Below are 25,526 nucleotides of genomic sequence, written 5' to 3'. Positions count from 1 at the left end.
TAAAATAACATAATTAACCAGTTTATCGGCAATCTAAACCAGTAAAAATAGTCAGTCCAAAATAAGTTTCTATATATTCAGCTCTATTCAAAAAAAGAAATAACAGAAACAACTAAAGAAGCAAACACCAAACAATCCATTCGATCCATTATCCCTCCATGCCCAGGGATAAGCCAACCAGACTGCTTTACATCAAAACGCCTCTTAATCAAAGACTCGCAAAGATCACCCAATTGAGATGCTATAGATATAGTAGTAGCCAACATTATCGCTCTATTAAACTGACCAGGAAAAATAAAATGTGAAACTACAATTCCGCTCATAACACCGAATAACAACCCCCCTATTGCTCCTGACCATGTCTTCCCCGGAGAAAATCTTTTTGCCAGCTTAGGTCCACCAAAAAAACGACCAAAAAAATAAGCGAAAACATCAGTAGCCCATACAACTGAAAATATAAATATTATAAAACTAAAGCCCTCAAATCCATTACCTCGAAGATAAATTACCGTAATTGCAAAAATTTCAGAATAAAAGATTCCCAAAGAATACCAAAAACCAACTTTTTTCATAACGAACAGTAAGAAAAATGCAATGAAATATAAAAAAAATATTAACAAAGCAACCTTTAGAAAGCCCAAAAAAACCATACTGGATATCAGAATAATAGAACACCAACCAAATATTTTTTTGATTGAACCTTCAGAGGATGAACATGTAATAGATGACCACTCAGAATAAATAAGAACACTTACCAAAACAGCAACAGATCGAAATATCCACCCACCACACCAAGCAGAAAACAAAAAAACCAAACCTATTAGAATTCCAGAAGCAATCCGTAATTTCAATTCATGGATATTCAAGATATCACTCTTGTCTGTTTTTTTGATAAACCGCCGTATCTTCTATCACGAAGTCTATACTTTTCAATTACAGAAAAAAAAAGTTCTTTTGAAAAATCAGGCCAATAGTTAGGTAAAAAAACCAATTCAGAATAAGCTGATTGCCAAAGCAAAAAATTAGATAATCTTTCTTCACCACCTGTACGAATAATAAGATCTGGATCAGGAATGCCTGCTGTATCCAAACGCTCTCCTATTAAAGCTGGAGTTATATCTTGCAAACACAAATTACCCATCTCTATATCTCTTACAAGACTTATAATAGTTCGAAAAATTTCATCTCGCGAACCGTAATTAAATGCAATTACTAAATTTAATCCCGTATTAGCACAAGTACGTGCCTCAATCTCATTTAAAAAATACAACATCTCATTATTTAAACCACTACGCCCACCTATAACACGGACATGTACATTTTTGGTTTCTAATTGCTCAAGATTACAATTAAAAAAATCCTTAAAAATACTAATGAGCTCTGATATCTCAACATTAGGCCTACTCCAATTCTCAGAAGAAAAAGCATAAAGCGTTAAATACCTAATACCTATCTCTTCAGCAGCCATTACCACTTCAAATACGGCATCAACACCCTTACGATGACCAACAGAACGTGGCAAGCCACGTGCACTAGCCCAACGACCATTACCGTCCATAATGATAGCAACATGCTCAGGAACTGATTGAAGCAATGAAAATGTCATATTTTTTTATACACGAATTCAACACTAAATGCACATTTCCTTATACACGCATAATTTCTTCTTTTTTTTCTTCAAACAAGATATCAATCTTATTTATAGCTTCATCAGTCATCTTTTGCATTTTATCAAACAATAAATCTGTCTCATCTTCAGTAATTATAGCATTTTTCTTAGATTTTTTTAAAAATTCCATCCCATCACGCCTAACATTACGAATAGCTATTTTAGCCTTCTCAACATAACCTTGCGCAACTTTCACAAGAGATAATCGACGCTCTTCGTTAAGCTCCGGTATTGGAATACGTAGATTTTGTCCCTCAACAATAGGATTAAAACCAAGATTTGCTTCACGAATTGCCCTCTCTACGGCTGATACCATTGACTTATCCCACACCGAGACTAAAAGCATGCGTGAATCTGGAACGGCAACATTAGCAATCTGATTGAGAGGAAGCCTTGATCCATATACATCAACCTTTACTGGATCAAGTATAACTGCTGACGCTCTTCCTGTACGCAAAGATATAGCATCTTTTTTAAAAAGAAGAAACAACACTATCCATACGATCCTTGAAACTACTGAGATCAACCACTTGCTTCATAAAAACTCCCGTATTCGATAAATATCTAGCTTCATAAAACTAATTTTATTCCCTAGACACAATGGTCATGCGCCCAACACCTTTTAAAACCTTAGAAAATCCCCCAAGATCATGAATAGAAAAAACAACAATAGGAATGTCATTGTCACGAGCCATAACAATCGAAACCAAGTCCATAATCTTTAATTTTTTTTCAATTACTTGATCATATGTTAGATTATCAAATCGGATCGCAGATACATCTTGCTTCGGATCACAAGAATAAACGCCATCAACCTGAGTTCCCTTTAATATTGCATCTGCCTTAATTTCAGCTGCCCGCAAAGCAGCAGCTGTATCAGTTGTTAAAAAGGGATTTCCTGTACCTCCAGAAAATATTACAATAAATCCTTGAGAAAGATATGAAAGAGCAGCATTTTGAGAAAAAACTTCACAAACCTGAGGAATAAATATAGAAGAAAAAACTACAGTTTTTATATTTAACTTGCGGAAAGATGCAGCTAATGCTAGCGCATTAATAATAGTAGACAGCATTCCCATAGTATCAGCAGCAACACGATCAAAATTATCAGATGCTACAGACAATCCTCTAAATATATTACCACCCCCAACAACAATACCAACCTCAACTCCCATTGAATGCACTTCAATAACATCTAGACAAACACGCTCAACAGCTAAAATATCAACGCCAAATCCATTACTACCAACAAGAGACTCACCAGAAAGCTTTAAAAGAACACGCTTGTAAAGAGGTTTAAACAAAAGCTTTTCCTATAAAAAAAAGAAAAACAAAAAAAACACACAAGAACCTTATTAAAAAGTTTTTTACCAAAACAGCTTCATTATGCATTATTATAAAGCACATTCCTTAAATATTACTAAGTCCTTCACCCAATACAAAATAGACCATACCAACAACATCAACATGCGCACCAATAGATTCCTCAGACTTTTTCAAAAAATCAGACACTGTAATATCGGAATCCATAACAAATTTTTGAGACAAAAGAGATGACTCCCTTAAAAACTTCTGCAGTTTACCTTCTACAATTTTTAAAATCAATTCTTTAGAAGAATTAGAAGATTTTTGAGCCTCTTCAATAAAAATCTCCCGCTCATTATTAATGATAGCAGGATCTATATCTTGAGAATGGATAGCCAAAGGAGAACATGCCGCCACATGCATTGCAACCTTAACACCAATAGCTCTTAAGACATCTTTATCTCCTGAAGACTTTAAAGCCACCAAAACAGCTCTCTTTCCTAAACATTCAGCAACAGCTCCATGAACATAAGAAACTACAACACCCTCATCAACAGAAAGAATAGCTGAACGACGCAAAATAATATTTTCCCCTATCGTTGCTATGTTAGACCTGATTTCCTCTTCCACAGAAACACCAAGATCATCGCAAGTAGCTGAAATAATATTCTCAACAGAACCATCAGTAGAAAGAGCCACAGAAGCAACCCTAAGAACAAGGTCCTGAAATTTATCATTCCGAGCAACATAGTCTGTTTCAGAATTCATTTCTATAATAGATGCCCTGGAATCACCAAGAGCAACACCTACAAGACCTTCTGTTGTTTCTCGATGAGATTTTTTACCTGCCCTAGAAAGCCCCTTTGCACGTAACCAATTAACCGACAAAGGAATATCTCCACCTGTCTCGGAGAGAGCCTTTTTACAGTCCATCATACCTGCACCAGTTTGATTACGAAGTAACTTTATCTTTTCTGTACTTACACTACCCATTTGCAAATCTCTTCAAAAAAAAATACGCTGTTTAAAGAATAGCCTTAAGTTTTTCTTTAAAAATCGTCTATAAGACAAACAACAAAACCTTTACCATAAAATTGATAAAAATTAGCCAAAACAAAAATATTTAACAATCAATCAGAAGAAGCCGAATTTAACTCAACATCATACGGCAACTCTTCAGAAGCACCTATATTTTGACCAGAAGCACTTTGCTGGCGAGCAATTCCATCAATAACTGCACGCGAGATAAGATCGCAATACAGAGCAATAGACCTAGAAGAATCATCATTACCAGGTATAGGATAATCTATAAAATCTGGGTTTGAATTAGTATCAACCACAGCTACTATAGGGATCTTCAATCTACGAGCCTCTTCAATAGCAAGCCTTTCCCTGTTTGTATCAATAATAAACATTAAATCAGGTAAGGCACCTATATCACGAATACCACCCAAGGCTTTTTCAAGCTTATTACGCTTACGATCAAGATTTAAACGCTCTTTTTTAGTTAAACCTTGAGCTTCTTTACTTATAATTTCATCAAGCTTACGAAGCCTTTGAATGGAATTGGAAACAGTCTTCCAATTCGTCATCATACCGCCAAGCCACCGAGAATTTACATAATATTGAGCTGAACGTTTTGCAGATTGTGCAATTATATCTGCCGCCTGCCTCTTGGTACCAACATACAAAACACGACCTCCGCGAGCTACAGTATCTGACACAACTTTTAATGCATTATGCAACATCGGAACTGTTTGGGAGAGATCTATGATATGTATATTGTTTCGTTCTCCAAAGATATAAGACTCCATCTTCGGATTCCATAAACAGCTCATATGGCCAAATTGAACGCCATTCTCAAGAAGCTGACGCATTGTAAATTCAGGAAGTGCCATGAATTAATACATCCTTATATCTGGTTTTACCTCCGCAAGGCGTGAATGCAAAAAAATACATCACCAGACAATTTATCAGAAAACCTGACAACTTCTTGCCTTGCGTGCGAAATAATTACAACTTAACATAAAATCAAGAAATTGATTCTTATGCCGCACTTGCGACATAACAACAAGTACCCTAGAAAAAAAATCATTTCAATATATTTATTGTATAGAATTCAATATATTATTACCTTTGTTTTATTATCTCTAAGTTTTTTTTATTTCGTAACATGTTCTTCTATTTGCAAAACCATTTCATCCTTATAAATCTTCTACACTAGAAACACATCATAATAAAACATTTGTATAATAAACGATGTTAGTTAACCTCTTTCTACCTATATCACAAACAGTATATATTAAAAATCACAACAAGATATAAATGACAATTTATAACACCTTGTTATTGAGTGTCAGCAAATAAAAAATATCAAGTTTTTCTTTATTTATTGCCGAACTTGATACTTTTACTATAAGATCACTCATGCCTTAATATTATTTTTATAAAGATATAATGCATCTAATATTGGAATAGTATGAAATAAAATTCAAAAGAAACATTATTATATTTTAAAGGTTATTTTATGGGACAAGAAATCTTAAAAGTCTACGATGAAGAGAATGTTTTTATAAAAATAATCAGAGGAGATATCAAAGCATGTAAAGTATACGAAGATAAAACAACGCTTGCTATAATGGATATTATGCCTCAAGCTCCAGGACATGTCTTAATACTTCCAAAAGATCGCTCAAGAAATCTCCTTGACGCTCAAGAAAAAACACTACTTAGTATTATAATTATTGTGCAAAAAATTGCTTTAGCATGTCAAAAAGCCTTTCAAGCAGATGGTATAAAAATTCTGCAGTTCAATGAATTAGAAGCAGGACAAACAGTTTTTCATTTACATTTCCATGTTATCCCTTGTAAAAGCACTCCTTTGACACTTCATCATAGTGATTCCTTTGCAGAAAGAAAATTAGAAGATCCCTCAATCCTAGAGTTAAATGCTCAAAAAATTCAGAAAGAATTAAATAATTCGTAAAGCTTTTTATCTTACTGGCTGTATAAATATCATTTAAACGCTAGCTTGTTAGATTGCCGACTTCATAACAGTTTTCTATAAGAAATACCTGAATTTTTAAGATTATTGTTAAAATTTATATAAACTGTGTCAGTATCTATTTGATAGCATCAAGTAATTTTTATAGCTTATTCATAATTATAATATAAATATACTGCTCAAAAAATTAAGGAATACTGTTATGAACCTAGGTGATGTATTATCACTTGAAAAAATTATCAATAATAGCTTCGAAGAAATTAATTTTATAAATTCTTCAACAAGAGGAGAAATATACGATGCGGTGGAAACAACATTAAATCTTCTTGACAGTGGAAAGCTTCGTGTTGCTTCACGCAATCAACTCGGTCAGTGGTCTGTCCATCAATGGCTTAAGAAAGCTATCCTGCTAGCTATCCTGCTAGCATTTCGCCTTAAACCCACAGAAGTTATTACGGGTAGTTCTGGCAATACTCTAGGATGGGATAAAATATCCTTAAAGTTTAATAACTGGGAGAAAAATGACTTTGAGAAATGTAATATCAGAGTTGTCCCTGGTGCTATTGTACGCCATGCTGCCTATGTTGCACCTAATGTTGTTTTAATGCCATCTTTTATTAATCTCGGAGCTTACATTGATGAAGGAACCATGATTGATACTTGGGCCACTATTGGATCTTGTGCACAAATTGGTCGCAACGTTCATATTTCTGGTGGCGTTGGCATTGGTGGAGTACTTGAGCCATTACAAATGGAACCAACTATTATAGAAGATAATTGTTTCATTGGCGCACGCTCTGAAGTCGTAGAAGGATGTATAGTCCGCGAAGGATCCGTTCTTGGTATGGGGGTTTTTATTGGAAAATCAACTAAAATTATAAATCGCTGTACTGGTGAAGTCACTTACAACGAAATTCCTCCCTATTCTGTAGTGGTTCCAGGAATTCAACCGAGCAAACAATCAAAAAACGAAAGTATAGAACCAAGTCTCTATTGTGCAGTAATCATTAAAAATGTAGATGCAAAAACTCGTTCAAAAACAAGTATAAATCAACTTCTACGGGATTAAATAACACTCGAGAGATATAACATCTATGGATCCTTTAGATAATTTAATCAAATTAATACGCTGTCCATCAATTACACCATCAGAAGGAGGAGCTTTATCAGTTCTTTCTAATATCTTAGAACCACTAGGCTTTTCTATTACAAGAATTACTGAAAGTGAATCAGGGATACCAGATGTTGAAAATCTTTATGCTCGCCTTGGAACTCAGAGCCCGCATCTAATGTTTGCTGGGCACACAGACGTTGTTCCAACAGGAGATGAAAAAGAATGGAAACATCCGCCATTTTCAGCAACTATTGAAAATAATAAAATATATGGACGTGGAGCCGTAGATATGAAAGGCGCTATTGCCTGTTTTGCTGCAGCAATAGCACGTTTTATTAAGACGAATGGTCATCCCAAAGGCTCAATTTCATTCTTAATAACTGGTGACGAAGAAGGCTTAGCAATAAATGGCACCTCTAAACTTCTTGCATGGGCTGCTAAAAAAGGTGAAACTTGGGATGCTTGTATCGTGGGAGAACCTACAAGCAATTATAAGCTTGGAGATACAATAAAAATCGGACGTAGAGGAAGTTTATCAGGATTTATTACTATTCATGGTGTACAAGGACATGTAGCGTATCAACACCTATCAGACAACCCAATTCATAGTATTTTACCGATATTAGATTCGTTAATATATCCATCTTTTGATACAGGAAATTCTAATTTCCTTCCAACAAATCTTGAAATTACAACAATAGATGTCGGGAATCCTGCCCTCAATGTTATACCAGGAAAAGCTCATGCTGCTTTCAATGTAAGATTTAATAATCTTTGGACTGTTTCAACTTTAATGAAAGAAATTGATACTCGTATAAACCAAGCAGCTCAAAACATGCTTATAAAACGCAACAACACACCAATAAATTATACCCTTAAATTTAACACATCCCCAAGTGAAGCATTTTTAACATATAACAATACATTAATCCCTATTCTTAAAAAAACAATAGAAAATATCACTGGAATAAACCCAGAACTCTCCACAAGCGGAGGGACTTCTGATTCTCGTTTTATCAAAGATTACTGCCCTGTAATAGAATTTGGTCTCGTAGGAAAAACAATGCACATGATTAATGAACATGCAGACCTTTTTGATCTTGAGATTCTTACAAAGATCTATGAAAATTTTATAAAGAATTGGTTTAATTGTTTTTCAAAAAGATCATAATGATTTTTATTTTTTAAGTAATAAACTCGAATTTATTGTATAATATATAATATAAAAAATATTAACAATTAAAAGTCATTACAGCAACATGTGTCAATTCAGTCTTTATTAAGAAACTTGATTCTTTTTACGATTTTTTCCAAGCCCCATATCTTTAGCAAGTTTTGAACGAGCATTAGCATAATCCTTAGAAACCATTGGATAGTCACTGGGTAACCCCCATTTTAACCTATATTCTTCAGGAGTCATATTATGATATGTCATAAGATGACGCTTCAAAGATTTAAACTTCATACCATCTTCAAGACAAACTAAAAAACCATCTTCAATAGATTTACGTATTGGCACTGCTGGTTTAGATTTTTCAATATCTGAAGTTATTTGATTTAAAGTTTGCGAAACAGTATTCTTCAAAATTGAGTGCACATCTGCAATTAAACACCCAATCTCTGTCATAGGAACCACATGATTTCCAACATATGCAGCAACTATACCAACAGTCAATTCTAATAACTTTTCAGAAGCATCTATAGAATTATTGTTAACCATATCAATATCCCTTGCATATATATCTTCTTATATATTCGATTTTTCTGGAATTTACTTAAAATTATAAACAACCTTAAATTTTAAGACCTTTTAATAAAAGTACACATAAAAAAATTCTTTAGCTCTTACTATATAGCCTCATTATCTAAATTCTTTTTAAAGAAAGCAATCAGAAAATCATAGTAAAAAAATAAAAATACAATCTATTAATAATAATATAAAATATTATTACTCTATATTTTTTTCTTCTAACACTATTTAATTAAAAATCCAATTAAAATTCTACTGAATTAAAAGAAAAAACATCTTATATACAAGGAAAGGTATTTTTATCTTCTATAAAATGCCCTAATTATATTAAATATACTCACCATATATAAAATTATAAACTGTTAAACATATAACCATACAGTTTAATTTCATAAGCTATTACAATGTTTCTATTTTTACAAGAAAGCTCTAATTCTTAGCACAACATTATATGAAAACACGTCATGGGGTAAGAGATAAATTAAAATTCTTTCCCTGTTCTTTGATCAACAGATTTCATTGACAATCTTACTTTACCACGTTCATCAAAACCTAAAAATTTAACCCAAACCTTATGACCTTCTTTAACTACATCATTTGTTTTAGAAACTCTTTCAGCTGCAAGCTGAGATATATGTACTAATCCATCACGCGAACCAAAAAACTTCACAAAAGCACCAAAATCTGCAGTTTTTACAACTATACCTTCATAAACTTTACCAAGTTCTGGTTCATCTACAATAGAATGTATCATTTTTTTAGCGGCTTCAATCTCTTTAAAAGAAGATGATGCTATCTTTATAGTACCATCATCTTCAATATTAATTTTTGCTCCGGTTTTTTCAACAATTTCTCGAATGACTTTTCCGCCAGAACCAATAACCTCTCGGATCTTATCAACCGGTATATTCATAATTTCAATACGAGGAGCAAACTCCCCAAGCTGCAAACGACTCTCAGATATAACCTGAGACATCTTATCAAGGATGTGGATACGACCCTTTCTTGCTTGCTCCAAGGCAATTTCTATAATTTCTTTTGAGATTCCTGTTATCTTTATATCCATCTGAAGTGACGTTATACCAAGCTCTGTCCCTGCTACCTTAAAATCCATATCACCCAAATGATCTTCATCACCAAGTATATCAGATAAAATAGAGAACTTATCTCCCTCTTTTATAAGACCCATAGCAATACCTGCAACTGGTCTCAATATAGGAACACCAGCATCCATAAGAGCTAACGAAGCCCCACATACAGTCGCCATTGAAGAGGAACCATTAGATTCTGTAATTTCGGAAACTACTCGTAAGGTATACGGAAATTGATCTGTTTTTGGCAAAATTGGATGAATAGAACGCCAAGCTAACTTTCCATGCCCAATCTCTCTACGACTGGGAGAACTAATACGACCTGTTTCTCCTACAGAAAATGGGAAAAAATTATAATGCAACATAAAATCTTCTTTATACATGCCTGTCAAAGAATCAACATATTGTTCATCTTCCCTTGTTCCAAGAGTTGCAATTACTAATGCCTGAGTTTCTCCTCGAGTAAATAACGCTGAACCATGCGTACGCGATAAAATTCCTACTTCTGCCTCAATTGGACGAACAGTTACAAGATCACGACCATCAATTCGAATATTTTCATTAATTATATTTCCTCTAACTATCTTAGACTGTATTTTTTTAAAAACAGACGCGATCTCTTCACAACTCCAAGGCAACTCTTCAGAGTTTTCAACAAAGAATTTAGAATTTACCTTATCTTTAATAGCCTCAATTGCCTCATAACGTGCATTTTTTTCAGTAATTTTATAAGCATTTCGTAAATCATTTTCGACATATTCAAGCATTTCATGCTCTAATTCTAAGCAGCTTTTTACATCAAGCAACACACGTGGTTCTTTAGCAGAAACTTCAGCAAGCTTGATAATAGCATCAATAACAGGCTGAAAACTTCGATAACCAAACATAATAGCATCAAGCATCACATTTTCTGAAAGCTCTTTTGCCTCTGATTCAACCATGATAATAGCATCATGTGTACCCGCAACGAACAAGTCAAGACACCCTTTTTCTATTTCATCTAAATGCGGATTTAATATATATTCACCATTTAAATAAATAACCCGGGCACCAGCAAGAGGCCCAATAAATGGCACACCTGATAACGTTAAGGCTGCAGAAGCAGCTATTACACCTACAACATGTGGATCATTTTCTAAATCATGCTGTATCACATTAACAATGACTTGAGTATCATTTTTATAACTCTCAACGAAAAGCGGTCTTATAGAACGATCAATTAAACGCGAAACTAGCGTTTCAGTTTCAGTAGGACGAGATTCACGTTTTAAATAACCACCAGGTATTTTACCAACAGCATAAGTTTTTTCTTGATAATTAACAGTTAAAGGAAAAAAATCTTGATATGATTTATTATCTTTTGCTGAAACAACAGTAGCTAAAACAACTGTTTGACCATAAGTTGCTAATACAGAACCATCAGCTTGGCGAGCAATTCTACCTGTTTCTAGTTTGAGCAAACGGCCTGCCCACTCAATCTCAACTGTATTAATATCGAACATATTGCAATCCTTAATAGAAAAAAGAGTCTATAATCTTTTTCTAGAAATCCAAGTATCTTATTTTTTAATTAGTACAAATTCATGAGCAAGAAAACAAGAAGCTTCTAAAAGATTGCAAGCATCCAGCAATCCTGCCCAATAAATGTCACTATTATATAAAAGTGTAAAATACACCAGCCCATATTTCAGATCTAGTGACTAAAACATGGACAAAACTATAACATAATCGTTAAGAATGTCATTAACTTAACTAAATTCAACGACGAATTCCTAGTCGAGTAATGATTTTTTTATAGCGATCTTCATCCTTCCTTTTTATATAATCTAAAAGCGAACGTCGTAATGATACCAAACGTAATAGCCCACGACGAGAACTAAGATCTTTCTTATATTCCTTAAAATGAACAGTAAGATTTGATATACGTTCAGTAAGAATAGAAACCTGCACCTCTGTAGAACCAGTGTCTCCTTCTTTTATAGCATACTCACTTATAAGTTGCCTTTTACGCTCTGCGGTAATAGACATACAATATCCTTTCTAGATAAAACAAAAAACTACTATATCAACATTGCCAAATTTATGATATATACTCAAAATATTATTAATCAGGTAAAAATCTTTTTGACGTTATACTTCTTTTTACTAAAAAATGGAAGAAGGATCACAAAAAAACTCTACATGGATGGAATTTTCTATAATTAACTTGACCTATAGCAACAAGACTTCCCTGCATTGTAACATAAGCATCTGCTGGAAAAACTTCATCTTCATATCCATCTACCAGAATTGACTTACCCTTCCTAATGCAATTCGCTTGTATATCAGAAACAGCGAAATGCATTAATCCAGACAATGCCTTCGTAACATTAATAATGTACGTATCTAGCACCTTCAAACGCTCATCTTGAGTTTCAATTTCCTTAAAGCTTAAAAGGGAAGAAAAAGGCACCAATGCTTCTTCTAAAAAAGGAGAGACATATGTACGACGCAAATCAGATACATAGCCATAACATTGCAAATCTCGACCAATATCCCGAGCCAAAGATCTTATATAAGTACCTTTACCACACTCTACTCTGAAAGACGACGTATCCCTATTAACATATTTTAAAAATTTTAAACAAAATATTTCTGTCTTTCTTGACGGAAGATCAAATCTAATTCCATTACGAGCAAGATTATAAGCTCTTTCTCCTTTAATTTTAACAGCAGAAAAATTAGGCGGAATTTGTTCTATTATACCTGTATATTTTGACAAAACTATTTTTATCTCTTTACTTGTAGGTCTATATTGAGAAGAATATAAAACCTTACCTTGTATATCATCAGTTGAACGCTCTTCACCCCAAGTTATATTAAATTCATAAACCTTACGTCCTCTCATCACATAAGGAATAGTTTTAGTAGCATTTCCAAATGCTACTGGTAACACACCAGAAGCGAGTGGATCAAGTGTTCCTGCATGCCCAGCTTTCTGTGCTCCAAATAAATTCTTTACTGTTGAAACTATCTCTGTAGACCCAATACCCACTGGCTTATCAAGAATAAGCCAACCAGAAACCAGACGACCTCTTAATTTTCTGGAAAAAGACATACTTATTCAGCTACATTGGGCTTCAATAAATCTACGACAACCTTCGGAGATCGTAAAAGAGCATCAACTTTCGAGTAATTTTGAAAAGAATTATCATCTTTAAAATAAATCTCTGGAATATATTTAAGATCTTTGAGTATTTTACCTATACGACCTCTAATAAATTTACTATTACTATTTAAAATTGAAATAATTTCATTGTGATTTATTTCTTGCGGAAGAGAAACGTAAGCTGTTGCAATTTTTAAATCTCCCGACATACGTACTTCTGAGATTAATATTGTCGTATTATTTATTAATATATTTAAAAATCCATCTTTAAAAAGCAGCTCCATTAGAACAGCGCGTATTTTCTCTCCGACTCGTAATGTACGCACAAGCCCTCTTGAAGTTTTACTCTTTACCATATTTATAAAAAACACCTTTTAGAAAAAAACCTATTAAAGTGACCGCTTTATATACTCAATACGGAAACACTCTATCATATCCCCAACTTGCATGTTATCATAATTTTCAAAAGCTATACCACATTCTTGTCCTATGCTTACCTCTGTGACTTCATCCTTAAAACGTTTTAACATCCTAAGTTTACCTTCGTACACAACCACCTTATCGCGAATAAGGCGCACGCCGGAACCCTTCTCCACCTTACCTTCTAAAACTTTACAACCTGCTATTTTACCAAATTTTGTAATATTAAAAAGCTCTATAATTTTAGCATTACCCAAGAAAGTTTCACGCACTTCTGGTTTCAACATACAAGACATCACTTCTTTAACTTCATTAACAAGGTCATAAATGATGTTATAATAAAGAACTTTTATATTTTCTCGCTCAGCAAGCACCCTTGCCTGAGAATTAGCTCTAATATTAAAACCAATAACTGTAGCATCAGATGCTTGCGCTAAAGATATATCAGACTCGTTGATTGCTCCGGCACTGAAATGCACAATACGAACCTTAACTTCATCAGTAGCTAATTTTTCAAGAGCATTAACAATAGCTTCCACAGAACCTTGGACATCACCTTTAATAATCAGAGGTAATTCCTTAACACCAGATGATGTATAAAGATCACTCATAAGCTTTTCTATAGAACCTCGTAATCCTGACTGACGAGCCATAGATTTCTCACGTGACAACCGTTGCCTATATTCAGCAATCTCACGGGCACGACTTTCACTATCAATTACAACAAATTTATCTCCGGCTGTTGGTATTCCCTGAAGTCCAAGAATTTCTACAGGCATAGATGGCATAGCCTCTGATACGCTCTCCCCTTTATCATTAAATAGTGCTCTAACACGACCCCACTGATCACCAGCTACTATAATTTGACCTAAGCGTAAAATCCCATTTTGAACTAAAATTGTTACAACTGAACCACGACCACGATCAAGTTTTGCTTCAATTATTGAGCCTTCTGCTCTACGATTCAAATTCGTTTTGAGATTAAGAAGCTCTGCCTGTAACAAAACAGCATCCAATAATTTATCTAAATGAAGACCTTTCTTGGCAGAAACCTCAACATCAAGAACTTCTCCCCCCATACTTTCAACAAAAACCTCATATTGGAGCAACTCAGTACGAACTTTTTGTACATTAGCACTCGGCTTATCAATTTTATTAATAGCAACAATAATTGGAACATTAGCAGCTTTTGCGTGTTTTATAGATTCAACTGTTTGCGGCATAACACCATCATCTGCCGCTAGAACAATAACAGCAATATCTGTTACTTGAGCTCCACGTGCTCGCATTGCTGTAAAAGCAGCGTGACCAGGCGTATCAATAAAAGTAATTTTTTGCCCATTCTTCTCAACCTGATAAGCCCCTATATGTTGGGTAATACCTCCTGCCTCTTCCTTAACAACATTCGCTTGACGAATAGAATCTAACAACGATGTCTTCCCATGATCCACATGACCCATTACTGTAACAACAGGCGAGCGCACTTCTAAATCGGCCTCATCATCTTTAGTATCAAAAATACCTAACTCAACATCTGATTCCAATACACGTTTCACTGTATGCCCAAATTCGTTGGCAATTATTTCTGAAAGATCAGCATCAATAACATCACCAGGTTTCATCATCTGGCCTTCTTTCATTAAAAACTTAATTACATCAGCCGAACGTTCTGACATACGCTGCGACAACTCTTGTATAGTGATTGTCTCAGGCAGTATAATATCACGTGAAATCTTTTCACGCGATTCTTGCAATTGACTTCTACGAATTTTTTCTTGGCGTCGACGCATTGCTGAAAGTGAACGACCACGAAACGAAGAACCCTCATCGTCAAAATCATCAGTTGTTACTTTAAGCTTTTTACGCCTCTTTTCTTCTTCTCCCTTATTACGCATCACAGACTTTGTTGAATTAGCAACAGTATTCTTACCACGCACATTAGAACGTGACTTCACACGACTATTACTTTCATCCTCCATAGGCCGTCTATTTTTATTACGTAAAATTGAATTATCTTGCTCCGAATCTAAAAGTTTCATAGGAGGTAAAGTAGAATCTATTCCCTCTGACGAATCAATTGTATTGTCAAACGACAAAACATTTTCATCTATATTATCTTTTTTAACCTGACCTACACTAATTTCAGCCTCTGTAATTACAGGAGATACTGAACTCTCCTCTTCATACTTATCCTGAGCTTCCTCGACTTCACGAAGCTGAGCCTCAATTAAAGCACGTCGACGACTTTCTATTTCTTCAGGAGAAAGTTGCTTAGAAACAGAAGAAGACGACCTTTTCTGTGAAGAAGAAACATCTTCAGAATAAGGATTCTTTTTTAAACCACCTTTAAATGAAGTCTTTGAGACTAATTGAGGATTTCGAGAAGGAGATTCTAAAGGCTGCGAATATTTTAGAACTATTGGATTTTTTTCATCTTCTTGACGGTGTGGACGACGCTTGCGCGTTTCAACCACAACGGATTTAACACGACCTTGATTCACATTTTGACGAACAGAAGATTTACTAACACTCGAAACCTTTAATGTTAATGTTTTCTTTCCTGTTACATTCAATGTTTTATTATCTTTTTTATCGGTCATAAATTTGCTTTCCTTAGGACAATGGGATGAGATAATTCAACTACTCTGTCCTTTAAACCCTATTTACATCAAAATATCTTAATTACTTATGCTATCCATAATACTTTTGATATTATTATTATGATGTTTCAATAAACCCTTTTATCTTAAAAACTCTCTTTAATATATCAAAAGAATTAAGTTTTATAATTTATAAAAACCCATTTCAGCAATTCAATTTCTTCTCAAGAGAAAACTTGCTTCTTTATACATAAAACTGTGAAAAATTTCTAATCCGATTTATTAGCAACCTGCGCCTTAGAAGGTACATCTATTTCTGAGATCCAACCAGCTTGAAGTCGAGCTTTTAGAATGAGATTTTCAGCCACATCACTCGATACATCAATCTTCGATAAAAACCCTTCAATTTTTTTGTCCTTACCATCTTTATACTCACTCCATCCCACCAAATCATCTATAGAACACCCTGCAAGATCGTCTATAGTCTTTATACCTGCCTCTCCAAGAGCTAGCATAATACGAGAATTCATACCATCAATTTTACACAATTCCTCTACAATACCAAGTTTTTCAATTTTTTTATCAGATTTTACCTCTAAACCATCAATGTATTCACGTGCTCTTTTCTGTATCTCAGAAGCAGTTTCTTCATCAAAACCCTCAATAGAAGCTATTTCGTCCAAACCTACATACGCCAATTCCTCTACATCAGAAAAACCCTCAGCAGCAAGAAGCTGGCCTATCATTTCATCAACATCAATGGAACCCATAAAAAGCTGTGTACGCTCATTAAATTCTTTCTGACGCCGCTCAGATTCCTCGTTCTCAGTCATAATATCAATACCCCAGCCTGTAAGCTGTGATGCAAGCCTGACATTTTGCCCACGACGACCAATAGCCAATGAAAGTTGCTCATCAGGAACAACTACTTCAATTCGCCCAGAATCTTCATCAAGAACAATCTTTGTGACCGTTGCTGGCTGTAACGCATTAACTACAAAAGTAGCTGGATCAGGTGACCACGGAATTATATCAATCCTTTCACCTTGCAACTCACCAACAACAGCTTGAACCCTTGAACCGCGCATACCAACACATGCTCCTACCGGATCAATAGAAGTATCATCTGAAAAAACTGCAATTTTTGCTCTTGATCCTGGATCACGAGCAACCGATTTTACCTGTATCACTCCATCATAAATCTCTGGAACTTCCATAGAAAAAAGCTTAACCATAAACTGTGGGTGAGTACGTGATAAAAAAATCTGTGGTCCTCGTTGTTCACGACGAACATCATGCACATAACTACGAACGCGATCACCATGACGGAATACTTCACGGGATATTAACTCGTCACGACGAATAATTCCTTCTCCACGACCTAAATCAACAATAACATTTCCATATTCGACACGCTTAACTGTACCATTAACAACTTCTCCAACATTATCCTTAAATTCATTATACTGCCGCTCACGCTCAGCTTCCCTTACCCTCTGCACAATCACTTGCTTAGCAGATTGTACAGCTATACGACCAAAATCTATAGGAGGAAGAGGTTCTTCAACAAAATCGCCAATAACTGCATCAGGATTATAATCTAAAGCCAATTGCAAAGGAATCTGAACAGAATAATTTTCAGCAACATCAACCACTTCTAACAAACGCCGCAAAGAAATTGCACCTGTTTCTGGATCAATGTTAGCACGAATATTCGATTCTGTTCCATAAAGTGAACGCGCAGCTTTTTGAATTGCATCAGACATCGCCGCAAGAACTATATCACGATCGATTACTTTTTCACATGCAACAGCATCTGCTATTTGCAAAAGCTCGAGTCGGTTTGCAGTGACTACCATCTCAATTCTCCATATAACTGCTTATTACAAAAAACACAGTTTTTTCTAAAACTCACTTATCGTATCTCTTTTAAATTCTATTCTATCAACCTTTTTATTTACTTGCAATTGCCAAAGAATTACGAATCATCTCATCTGTAACCACAAGCTTTGCCATAGAAAGCGAACTGAATGGAATTTCAACACGCGATGCCAAATCAATTTCAAGAATAAAACTGTCATTACCTACTTCAAAAATTTTCCCACAAAACTTTTTACTATTACCAATCATGACATTAGTTTTGCACTTAATAACAAAATCCTTCCAACGCACAAAATCAGACTTTCTTACCATCGGACGATTAATTCCAGGAGAGGAAACCTCTAAAGTATATGGTTTATCTATTAAATCTTCCACATCAAGAACTGGAGAGATTGCCCTAGACAATTCTTCGCAATCTTTTAAAGTCATAGTTCCATCGTTACGCTCTACTAAAACTTGCAAAGTTAATCTATTCTTTCCAAAAAGCATTATTTGCACAAGTCTAAAGTCCATTGACACTATTAAAGGCTCAATAACATCAGCAATAGAACGTTCGATTCCTACTTCAACGATCAACCTTATATCATTTTCAACAGCAACCGCCTTACTTGTCAATCAATCACTCCTTTTCAATCAAAAATTATTTCACTACAGAAAATTAAAGAGCGGGAACAAAAGCGCCCACCCTTTAGTATTTTTAATAACGACTACAATAGTTTAGCTTTCTTTTATTTTAAAAGTCAATAGTTTCTAATTTTTAAAGAAAAACATTTACTAATGTTAGAAATAGTTTGTTAGTATTACTAAAAGAATGAAATTTTAAACCTTAAAAACTAATTCAATAACAAAGAAATTCTTTTATCGTCGAAAAACAAAACGAGAATACCCCAAAAAGCTAAAGAGCATTGATGCTAATGATGATAGCACCATAGCCAACAACGGCTGTAAATCTGACTGCACCATTAACAATCCAGCATATATCGCATAATTCAAAAAAGAAGAAATTATCCCTATAAAACCATACCGAAAACCTTCAATGAAAAGTCGATATTTTGACTTTGAATCTTTAAAAGTAAATATACGATTTAGTTGCCATGTTATGAACATTGCTATTCCTATAGAAAATACCCGCGCTAAAAGAACACCTATAGCAAAAAATCTTATTAAAAAAAACAACACAGCAGCATCAACTAAAAATCCAATAGCTCCGCTAACTCCAAAAAAAACAAATCTTTTCAAGCTACATTCACCAAAAGGCCCTTTCTTATTTTTTGAGATACATTAATAGCTGAAAAAGTCATATACTGCATACGCAATTGCTCCAAACGCAATCTTGCAATAGAATGCAGAACAAGACCCATCATTAAAGTTGTATACGCAGAAACTGCTGCAATTAATGAAACCCAGAAAGTTAGGTTATGTGAAACAAATCCTTTGTAATTATAATCAATAAGAACATCGTTCATAAGGCATAAGCTTATTAACATAAGTACAATACTAATTAATCCAAAAAACATAAAAGGACGTGTTTCTTTAAGCAACAGAATAAACATTGAGAGTATCTTGATACCATCAGTAAAAGTTGAAAGCTTTGAAGACGAACCTTCTGGCCGAGATCCATAATCCAATTCTATTTCTACAACCGGAATTTTTAATAACGATGAATATACAGACATTTCTGTCTCTATCTCAAACCCACTAGAAATTGCTGGAAAACTTTTAACAAATCGACGAGAAAAAGCTCTATACCCGGAAAATATGTCCGTAAATTCATCCCTAAACATAATACGATACAGTTTATTAAAAAAAAGATTTCCTAAAAGGTGACCTTTTCGATCAATATAGTTTTTTTTATAACGACGCACCCCCACGACCATATCTGCACGCTCTGTTATAAGATTATTCACTAATTGTGGAGCATCAGCTGTTGAATATGTTCCATCACCATCTGCTATCAAATATATATCAGCATCAATATCAGAAAACATACGACGTACTACATTTCCTTTTCCTTGATGACTCTCGCGCACTACCTTAGCACCCGATAACATCGCACGTAATGCAGTACTATCACTGGAATTATTATCATAAACATAAACTTGAGCACTAGGTAAAGACTCCTTAAATCCTCTTACAACCTCAGAAATTGTTATAGCCTCATTATAACAAGGAATAAGAATTGCAATATCAAAATTTATGCTCAAATCGTTGCTCATTTTCTACTTCTACCTCAATATTTACATAGTATACAGTAATAAATTATAATTATTTAATAGTTATAACTAAATACTAATAATATTATTCTAAATCCATACCTCGAGATGTGTTGTGCAAAAGAAATCACTTATAGAACCAATGCTATCAAATCCTTTTACAGTGAGCATCTTATATTCAATAGTAAGCATTATAACTATCTTCATTTATCACTGGCCGAATCGACTTAACGGTTACATGGCTGCTTCAGATAATGATAGCTTCCTGCGTCTTGTTGAAATACGTGACTGGCTTTCTGGACAAGATTGGTTTGATATGACCCAATACAGGTTAGGACTAAAAGGCGGTACATTAATGCATTGGTCCCGTTTGATAGACTTAATAATAGGCAGCTTTATTATGTTTTTTAGCCTATTCATGCCTCAGGAACAAGCAGAAAACATTACTATCTCAATCTATCCCCTCCTTCTAATAATACCTATAATGATAGTAATGGCTCTCGCAGGAAAGCGATCTGGCAATATTTTCAACATGCATTTAACACTCGTGATAACATTCTGTTTTTTGATATTTATACCAACATTTGCTCCTGGTTCCATTGATCATCATAATATTCACATGCTTCTAACTGCTACTATTGCTGCTATGCTTCTTGATTTAACATGGAATCCTAGAAGTTTTACTATAGCTGGTATCGCAGCAGCAGCAGCCATCGTAATAGGAGCTGAAACAACGCCATTTGTGATAGTGTCTGTTATTGTGGTGTGTCTTTTATGGGTATCACAAGGACAATCTTTTTCTTCTGCTGCAAGAGCTTTCGGATTATCTTTAAGCCTTTCTCTTACTTTATGTTTTTTTGGTTTCATCTCTCCTCAAAAATACACAACAGTAACTTGCGATAATTTCTCTTTCGGCATCTACGCAACAATAGCTATAAGTGGTATTGGTCTTTTTGTTATAACTTTTTTAGCAGAACACCAATCAACAGCAAAACGTCTTACAACAACTATAATTCTTGGAGCTATCGTATTAATAACTACTGCAATAATAGCACCGCAATGTATAGCAAACCCTATGTCCAGCCTGAATCCTGAACTTAAAAAATTATGGCTAGATCACGTTAATGAAGCACAGTCTTTCATCCAAATTGCCCAATACGATCCTCAAATGCTTGGCGTTTATTACATAGCTCCATTATTAGGGATACTGATATGTCTATATAAAATAATAAGGCATGATAAAATTTTATATCATAGTATTATATTCGCACTTATTATGATTAACTGGGTAATCTCTTTAATAGAAGTACGCCAATTTATTTTTGCAAATCTTTTAACCCCTTTAGCTTTTATGCCATTGATAACAAATTTACGGTATAAGAGACTTGCAAACCCAAATGATTGGAAACTGTCGATTACTTATATAGGAGTTATTTTAAGTATATTGCCTGCATTCTGGGTATTATTATGCACTACCATCTTCTTTCCTTTTCAATCAAAAACAAAACTTGATAAAATAGTTGCAAACTGTAGCAGCATTACTGCGCTGGAAAGATTAAGCAAGTTCCCTCCAAGTATAGTATCAGCTCCATCAAACATGGGAGCTCCTATCTTACGATTTACACGTCACCACGTACTTTCTGGGCCATATCATCGAGATCAAAGTGGATTACTTGCTCAATTCCATATTGAAATGTTTCCCCCAGATAAAGCAAAACAAATTTTAAAGGATACAGGAGTTCAAATTATTGCAATTTGTAAAAATGATTTTGAGGTAATTGCAGCAAAACATAATAGTCCAAATGGACTCTATGCAAGAATTTTGGAAAATAACATACCAAATTATATTAAACCCATTCCTGGAAATGAAGGGCAGATTGTAAAACTTTATTATTTTTCTCCCAACCTTCTCCATGAAAAAAAATAACAGCTAAAAGTAGTAATCATAAAATATTATATCATTTTTCTTATTAAAATTGTTGTATCATTAAGTTTTTACTTAATATACTATTCAAGTTAATATCAGATTATATAATTACGCATGATTAACTCAAATAAACAAGATTTAATAAACATTACAGAATACTCAATATCAGAGCTTTCTAGTCTTATAAAACTTACTATTGAATCTAATTTTTCATATGTCCGTGTAAAAGGAGAAGTGTCGGGGTATCGCGGACCACATTCTTCCGGTCATGCCTATTTCGCATTAAAAGATCATCAAGCTCGTATTGAAGCCGTAATATGGAAAGGTACTTTTAATAAGCTAAAATTTTTACCAGAAGAAGGTATAGAATTTATTCTTATTGGTAAAATAACTACCTTTCCAGGGTCATCTAAATATCAGATTATTATTGAAAAAAATGATGCCATCTGGTGTTGGTGCACTGATGGCTCTTCTGGAAGAAAGAAAGAAAAAGTTTGAAAACGAAGGCTTATTTGCTATTGAACGTAAGCGTCCAATACCTTTTATGCCAAAAATTATTGCAGTGGTCACATCCCCAACAGGAGCAGTTATCCGTGACATTTTACACAGAATTTCTTGCCGCTTTTCGCTACATGTAATTGTTTGGCCGATAAAAGTACAAGGAGAAGGCTCTGGTCAGGAAATAGCAAATGCAATTCAAGGTCTCAATTCTATCTCAGAAGAGAATCTTTTTCCTAAACCGGATGTAATTATTGTCGCACGCGGCGGTGGAAGCATTGAAGATCTTTGGAGCTTTAATGACGAAATAGTAGTACGAGCTGCAGCTAACAGTAATATACCAATAATATCTGCGATTGGACATGAGACAGATTGGACGTTGCTTGACTATGTTGCAGATTTACGAGCGCCCACCCCTACAGCAGCTGCTGAAATGGCTGTTCCTGTCAAAGCAGATCTAGAAGAATTACTGAATAATATTGCCTGTCGTCTCCAAGAAGTTATTAAGCGGCATATGAAATCTTGTAATGATCGTCTCTTATCTTTAATTCGGTGTTTTCCTTCTTGTGATCAAATTCTTTCTTGTCCACGTTACCGCTTTGATAAAGTATCTCTTAACTTAGAACATGGATTTGAAATAACAAAACTCCATAAACTGCGTTCCTTTAAAGAAATTTCCTTAAAGATAAGATCAGACTTATTAATCAACTATATCTTCTGTCATCGTCAAAAAATAAGAGAAAAAACATTACGCTTTGAATACACTATAGAACGATTTTTAAATAACCTAGCTATAAGAATAAATAATAGCGCTACAGTATTACGTATTTTTCCAGAAAACTTAAATATCCAAAAAACACATATAGCCTCACGTGTTAAAACATTAACATATCGGGCTGAAACCATAATACTTGATAGAATAAAAAATCACAAAATCATTGTTTCAACCCATAATCGTGTTCTTCAATCTCTATCTCATTATAACGTTCTTCACCGTGGATATGCTGCAGTCCGGGATAAGAATAACAAACCTATTACAAAATCTGCTAAATTACTTCCTAGTACAGAAATAATTATTGAATTTTCTGATGGAAATAGTACTGCTATAATAAATACCGATAGAAAAAGTTTGCTTTTAAAAAAAAATCCTTCTCTAAAAACAAAAAAACCGACTATTAGCAATCAAGGAAACTTATTCTAATCAACCCATTCTCCCTTTCTCATAACAGGGATAGAATTACCATCTTTTGTAATACCATTAACGTCTATTTCATTTGATCCAATCATCCAGTCAACATGAATAATGCTTGTATTTCCTCCTTGTTCTTCAATCTGTTGCGAAGACAAACTCGAGTTATTCATAAAGCATTTTGCATAACATTGTCCAAATGCTATATGTGAAGATGCATTTTCATCAAATAAAGTATTATAAAATAAAATACCTGTTTTTGAAACAAGAGAAGAATTTGGAACAAGAGCTACTTCACCAAGCCTACAAGCTCCACTATCACTACCAAGCATTTTCAAAAAAATTGCTTCGTTTTTTAATGCTTTTGCTTCAACGACACGACCTTCTTCAAAACGTACTCTAATACCGTCAATGAGTGTTCCCTGATATGAAAGTGGCTTAGTACTTGATACATAACCTTCTACTTTTAATTTATGGGGTGTTGTAAAAACTTCTTCCGTAGGGATATTAGTATTACAAATAACACCGTTTTTTGCAGTAGACGAACCGCCTTGCCATAAATGCCCATCGACCAAGCCAACTTTAAGAAAAGTTCCTGGGCCTATAAAATGAATTTCAGAAAAATGTTTATCATTCAATAACTTCGCACGTTTATGAAGAAAATTATTATGCTTTTTCCAGGCTTCAATTGGATCATCAACATTTGCACGAGAAATCGCGAAAATCGCTTTCGCTAATTTTGCTATAGCAATCGGTTCAGGATCATCAGGATAGACAACTCTTGCCCAAGAAGCGCTCGGATAAGAAATAATACTCCAATTAATATCAAAGTTAGAAATTTTTTCTAAAGCGGGCTTATAAGATGTAAAATATGCACGATCTACACGCATAATCTTATCTGGATCTTGGTCAGCTAATAAAACTGGATTACTACCAGATATAGCCAATCGAGCTGTACCAGCAGAATATGCTTGTGCCATACCTTTGTAAAGCCAATCTGCAGCTTTGCTCAAACCATTATGATTGCTGTATTGATAGCGGATAAGAGTTGTCTCTTCATCCGTATAAAAAATACTAACTAAACCAGCACCAGATAAATAAGCATGTTTCGTTATTAATCTTGTTAATGGTAAAGATTCTATTGGAGCTGTTATTATAACAGATTGTCCATCTTGGATATTCAAGCCTACTTTTACAGCTATTTCTGCAAGCTTGTCTAAACAAATCATATCAATATGCGGGACAGATAGATGGGAAGAGAAATTCATGTATAAAACCTGCTATTTATTAACAAAAATAAGGCAAAAACTCTAAAAAACATTTTTATTCTTTTAATTATTCTATGCAAACAAAAAATTATTAAGAAATAAATTTTCTATTTTATTAAAAAATGTAAATATTCTTACTAAAGAATAAATACTTTATCATGTAAACGCTGAACACAAATGATTAAAAACAGCAAAATATATCTGTATTTAAAATTTTTCTTCACCGCATCAAAATCTCATAACTTTAAGTATAAGATTGAATTTTTTTGATTTTTTATAGTTAATTAAGTTAAGTTACTAAACTAACTTTATACAAATATACACCAATGTATTTTAAAAGATTATATACAAAACAATAGTTATGTCAGTTGAGCCTTGAATTTAGCAAAATTTATCTATATTTTTTGTTGCGACCTTTAGTAAATGAACTTTACTAAAGTGACCATAGC

20 protein-coding genes and 2 pseudogenes are annotated in these 25,526 nt (G+C 34.1%); 5 read left to right on the top strand and 17 right to left on the bottom strand.

Annotated features, from left to right (window positions below; all coding sequences use genetic code 11):
* Positions 1 to 83: 83 nt before the first annotated feature.
* The 6 genes and pseudogenes from B488_RS00225 to rpsB form a co-directional block, all read right to left on the bottom strand.
* Positions 84 to 866, bottom strand: a complete 783-nt coding sequence (locus B488_RS00225) for a phosphatidate cytidylyltransferase (RefSeq protein WP_015272465.1) — start codon at positions 864 to 866, stop codon at positions 84 to 86.
* Positions 863 to 1,606 carry a polyprenyl diphosphate synthase gene (uppS, locus tag B488_RS00220; protein ID WP_015272464.1) on the bottom strand — a complete coding sequence of 248 codons (744 nt, stop codon included), beginning with the start codon at positions 1,604 to 1,606 and terminating at the stop codon, positions 863 to 865. The genes B488_RS00225 and uppS overlap by 4 nt, the downstream gene beginning before the upstream one ends.
* A 40-nt stretch (positions 1,607 to 1,646) precedes the next feature.
* A pseudogene (frr, locus tag B488_RS00215) lies at positions 1,647 to 2,208 on the bottom strand (ribosome recycling factor).
* Between the two features lie 45 nt (positions 2,209 to 2,253).
* On the bottom strand, positions 2,254 to 2,973 hold the full coding sequence (gene pyrH / locus B488_RS00210; protein WP_015272462.1) for a UMP kinase: 720 nt from the start codon (positions 2,971 to 2,973) through the stop codon (positions 2,254 to 2,256).
* 106 nt (positions 2,974 to 3,079) lie between these two features.
* Complete coding sequence (gene tsf, locus B488_RS00205) at positions 3,080 to 3,967, bottom strand: translation elongation factor Ts (protein WP_015272461.1); 888 nt, start codon at positions 3,965 to 3,967, stop codon at positions 3,080 to 3,082.
* 137 nt (positions 3,968 to 4,104) lie between these two features.
* Positions 4,105 to 4,872 carry a 30S ribosomal protein S2 gene (rpsB, locus tag B488_RS00200; protein ID WP_015272460.1) on the bottom strand — a complete coding sequence of 256 codons (768 nt, stop codon included), beginning with the start codon at positions 4,870 to 4,872 and terminating at the stop codon, positions 4,105 to 4,107.
* A gap of 629 nt (positions 4,873 to 5,501) precedes the next feature.
* Between rpsB and B488_RS00195 the strand changes: the two genes are divergently transcribed.
* From B488_RS00195 to dapE, 3 genes are all read left to right on the top strand, one after another.
* Positions 5,502 to 5,960: an HIT family protein gene (locus B488_RS00195; protein ID WP_015272459.1), complete on the top strand. Its 459-nt coding sequence runs from the start codon at positions 5,502 to 5,504 to the stop codon at positions 5,958 to 5,960.
* 220 nt (positions 5,961 to 6,180) lie between these two features.
* A complete protein-coding gene (dapD, locus tag B488_RS00190; protein ID WP_015272458.1) occupies positions 6,181 to 7,047 on the top strand; it encodes a 2,3,4,5-tetrahydropyridine-2,6-dicarboxylate N-succinyltransferase in 867 nt (288 codons plus the stop codon).
* A 16-nt stretch (positions 7,048 to 7,063) separates the two neighbouring features.
* Positions 7,064 to 8,263 (top strand): succinyl-diaminopimelate desuccinylase, encoded by a 1,200-nt coding sequence (gene dapE / locus B488_RS00185; RefSeq protein ID WP_041770502.1) that lies wholly within the window; start codon positions 7,064 to 7,066, stop codon positions 8,261 to 8,263.
* 108 nt (positions 8,264 to 8,371) lie between these two features.
* Here the strand turns inward: dapE and B488_RS00180 are convergent, their stop codons facing one another.
* From B488_RS00180 to B488_RS00135, 10 genes are all read right to left on the bottom strand, one after another.
* Complete coding sequence (locus tag B488_RS00180; RefSeq protein ID WP_015272456.1) at positions 8,372 to 8,812, bottom strand: Ros/MucR family transcriptional regulator; 441 nt, start codon at positions 8,810 to 8,812, stop codon at positions 8,372 to 8,374.
* A gap of 511 nt (positions 8,813 to 9,323) precedes the next feature.
* A complete protein-coding gene (pnp, locus tag B488_RS00175) occupies positions 9,324 to 11,435 on the bottom strand; it encodes a polyribonucleotide nucleotidyltransferase (RefSeq protein WP_015272455.1) in 2,112 nt (703 codons plus the stop codon).
* A gap of 256 nt (positions 11,436 to 11,691) precedes the next feature.
* Positions 11,692 to 11,961: a 30S ribosomal protein S15 gene (gene rpsO, locus B488_RS00170; protein WP_041770499.1), complete on the bottom strand. Its 270-nt coding sequence runs from the start codon at positions 11,959 to 11,961 to the stop codon at positions 11,692 to 11,694.
* A gap of 136 nt (positions 11,962 to 12,097) precedes the next feature.
* Positions 12,098 to 13,030: a tRNA pseudouridine(55) synthase TruB gene (gene truB / locus B488_RS00165; RefSeq protein WP_015272452.1), complete on the bottom strand. Its 933-nt coding sequence runs from the start codon at positions 13,028 to 13,030 to the stop codon at positions 12,098 to 12,100.
* Between the two features lie 2 nt (positions 13,031 to 13,032).
* Positions 13,033 to 13,437 carry a ribosome-binding factor A gene (locus B488_RS00160; RefSeq protein ID WP_015272451.1) on the bottom strand — a complete coding sequence of 135 codons (405 nt, stop codon included), beginning with the start codon at positions 13,435 to 13,437 and terminating at the stop codon, positions 13,033 to 13,035.
* A 33-nt stretch (positions 13,438 to 13,470) separates the two neighbouring features.
* Positions 13,471 to 16,101 (bottom strand): translation initiation factor IF-2, encoded by a 2,631-nt coding sequence (infB, locus tag B488_RS00155; protein WP_015272450.1) that lies wholly within the window; start codon positions 16,099 to 16,101, stop codon positions 13,471 to 13,473.
* Positions 16,102 to 16,370: 269 nt separating this feature from the next.
* A complete protein-coding gene (nusA, locus tag B488_RS00150) occupies positions 16,371 to 17,960 on the bottom strand; it encodes a transcription termination factor NusA (RefSeq protein ID WP_015272449.1) in 1,590 nt (529 codons plus the stop codon).
* A 94-nt stretch (positions 17,961 to 18,054) separates the two neighbouring features.
* The gene (gene rimP / locus B488_RS00145; protein WP_015272448.1) at positions 18,055 to 18,597 is read right to left on the bottom strand and encodes a ribosome maturation factor RimP; all 543 of its coding nucleotides are present in this window, start codon (positions 18,595 to 18,597) and stop codon (positions 18,055 to 18,057) included.
* A 243-nt stretch (positions 18,598 to 18,840) separates the two neighbouring features.
* A complete protein-coding gene (locus tag B488_RS00140; RefSeq protein WP_015272447.1) occupies positions 18,841 to 19,221 on the bottom strand; it encodes a GtrA family protein in 381 nt (126 codons plus the stop codon).
* Positions 19,218 to 20,198, bottom strand: coding sequence for a glycosyltransferase (locus tag B488_RS00135; RefSeq protein ID WP_015272446.1), 981 nt, complete (start codon positions 20,196 to 20,198; stop codon positions 19,218 to 19,220). The genes B488_RS00140 and B488_RS00135 overlap by 4 nt, the downstream gene beginning before the upstream one ends.
* Positions 20,199 to 20,310: 112 nt before the next feature.
* Here B488_RS00135 and B488_RS00130 point away from each other — a divergent pair, with 112 nt between their 5' ends.
* Positions 20,311 to 22,122: a hypothetical protein gene (locus tag B488_RS00130; RefSeq protein WP_144049175.1), complete on the top strand. Its 1,812-nt coding sequence runs from the start codon at positions 20,311 to 20,313 to the stop codon at positions 22,120 to 22,122.
* A gap of 114 nt (positions 22,123 to 22,236) precedes the next feature.
* Positions 22,237 to 23,821, top strand: a pseudogene (gene xseA / locus B488_RS00125) (exodeoxyribonuclease VII large subunit).
* Here xseA and B488_RS00120 read toward each other — a convergent pair.
* Positions 23,818 to 25,077: an aminopeptidase gene (locus B488_RS00120; protein WP_015272443.1), complete on the bottom strand. Its 1,260-nt coding sequence runs from the start codon at positions 25,075 to 25,077 to the stop codon at positions 23,818 to 23,820. The pseudogene xseA and the gene B488_RS00120 sit on opposite strands and share 4 nt — an antisense overlap.
* Positions 25,078 to 25,526: the final 449 nt, after the last annotated feature.

This window comes from Liberibacter crescens BT-1, assembly GCF_000325745.1.
Lineage (GTDB): Bacteria > Pseudomonadota > Alphaproteobacteria > Rhizobiales > Rhizobiaceae > Liberibacter > Liberibacter crescens.
The sequence above is the reverse complement of the archived record's forward strand: the minus strand, read 5'-3'. Positions and strand labels throughout refer to the sequence as shown.

Excerpts from the sequence above, each read along its gene's own strand:
- dapD (WP_015272458.1), top strand. The coding sequence starts at position 6,181 with ATGAACCTAGGTGATGTATTATCACTTGAAAAAATTATCAATAATAGC.
- truB (WP_015272452.1), bottom strand. The coding sequence starts at position 13,030 with ATGTCTTTTTCCAGAAAATTAAGAGGTCGTCTGGTTTCTGGTTGGCTT.
- B488_RS00180 (WP_015272456.1), bottom strand. The coding sequence starts at position 8,812 with ATGGTTAACAATAATTCTATAGATGCTTCTGAAAAGTTATTAGAATTG.
- tsf (WP_015272461.1), bottom strand. The coding sequence starts at position 3,967 with ATGGGTAGTGTAAGTACAGAAAAGATAAAGTTACTTCGTAATCAAACT.
- infB (WP_015272450.1), bottom strand. The coding sequence starts at position 16,101 with ATGACCGATAAAAAAGATAATAAAACATTGAATGTAACAGGAAAGAAA.
- rpsB (WP_015272460.1), bottom strand. The coding sequence starts at position 4,872 with ATGGCACTTCCTGAATTTACAATGCGTCAGCTTCTTGAGAATGGCGTT.
- rpsO (WP_041770499.1), bottom strand. The coding sequence starts at position 11,961 with ATGTCTATTACCGCAGAGCGTAAAAGGCAACTTATAAGTGAGTATGCT.
- nusA (WP_015272449.1), bottom strand. The coding sequence starts at position 17,960 with ATGGTAGTCACTGCAAACCGACTCGAGCTTTTGCAAATAGCAGATGCT.
- B488_RS00160 (WP_015272451.1), bottom strand. The coding sequence starts at position 13,437 with ATGGTAAAGAGTAAAACTTCAAGAGGGCTTGTGCGTACATTACGAGTC.
- B488_RS00195 (WP_015272459.1), top strand. The coding sequence starts at position 5,502 with ATGGGACAAGAAATCTTAAAAGTCTACGATGAAGAGAATGTTTTTATA.
- pnp (WP_015272455.1), bottom strand. The coding sequence starts at position 11,435 with ATGTTCGATATTAATACAGTTGAGATTGAGTGGGCAGGCCGTTTGCTC.
- uppS (WP_015272464.1), bottom strand. The coding sequence starts at position 1,606 with ATGACATTTTCATTGCTTCAATCAGTTCCTGAGCATGTTGCTATCATT.
- B488_RS00135 (WP_015272446.1), bottom strand. The coding sequence starts at position 20,198 with ATGAGCAACGATTTGAGCATAAATTTTGATATTGCAATTCTTATTCCT.
- B488_RS00120 (WP_015272443.1), bottom strand. The coding sequence starts at position 25,077 with ATGAATTTCTCTTCCCATCTATCTGTCCCGCATATTGATATGATTTGT.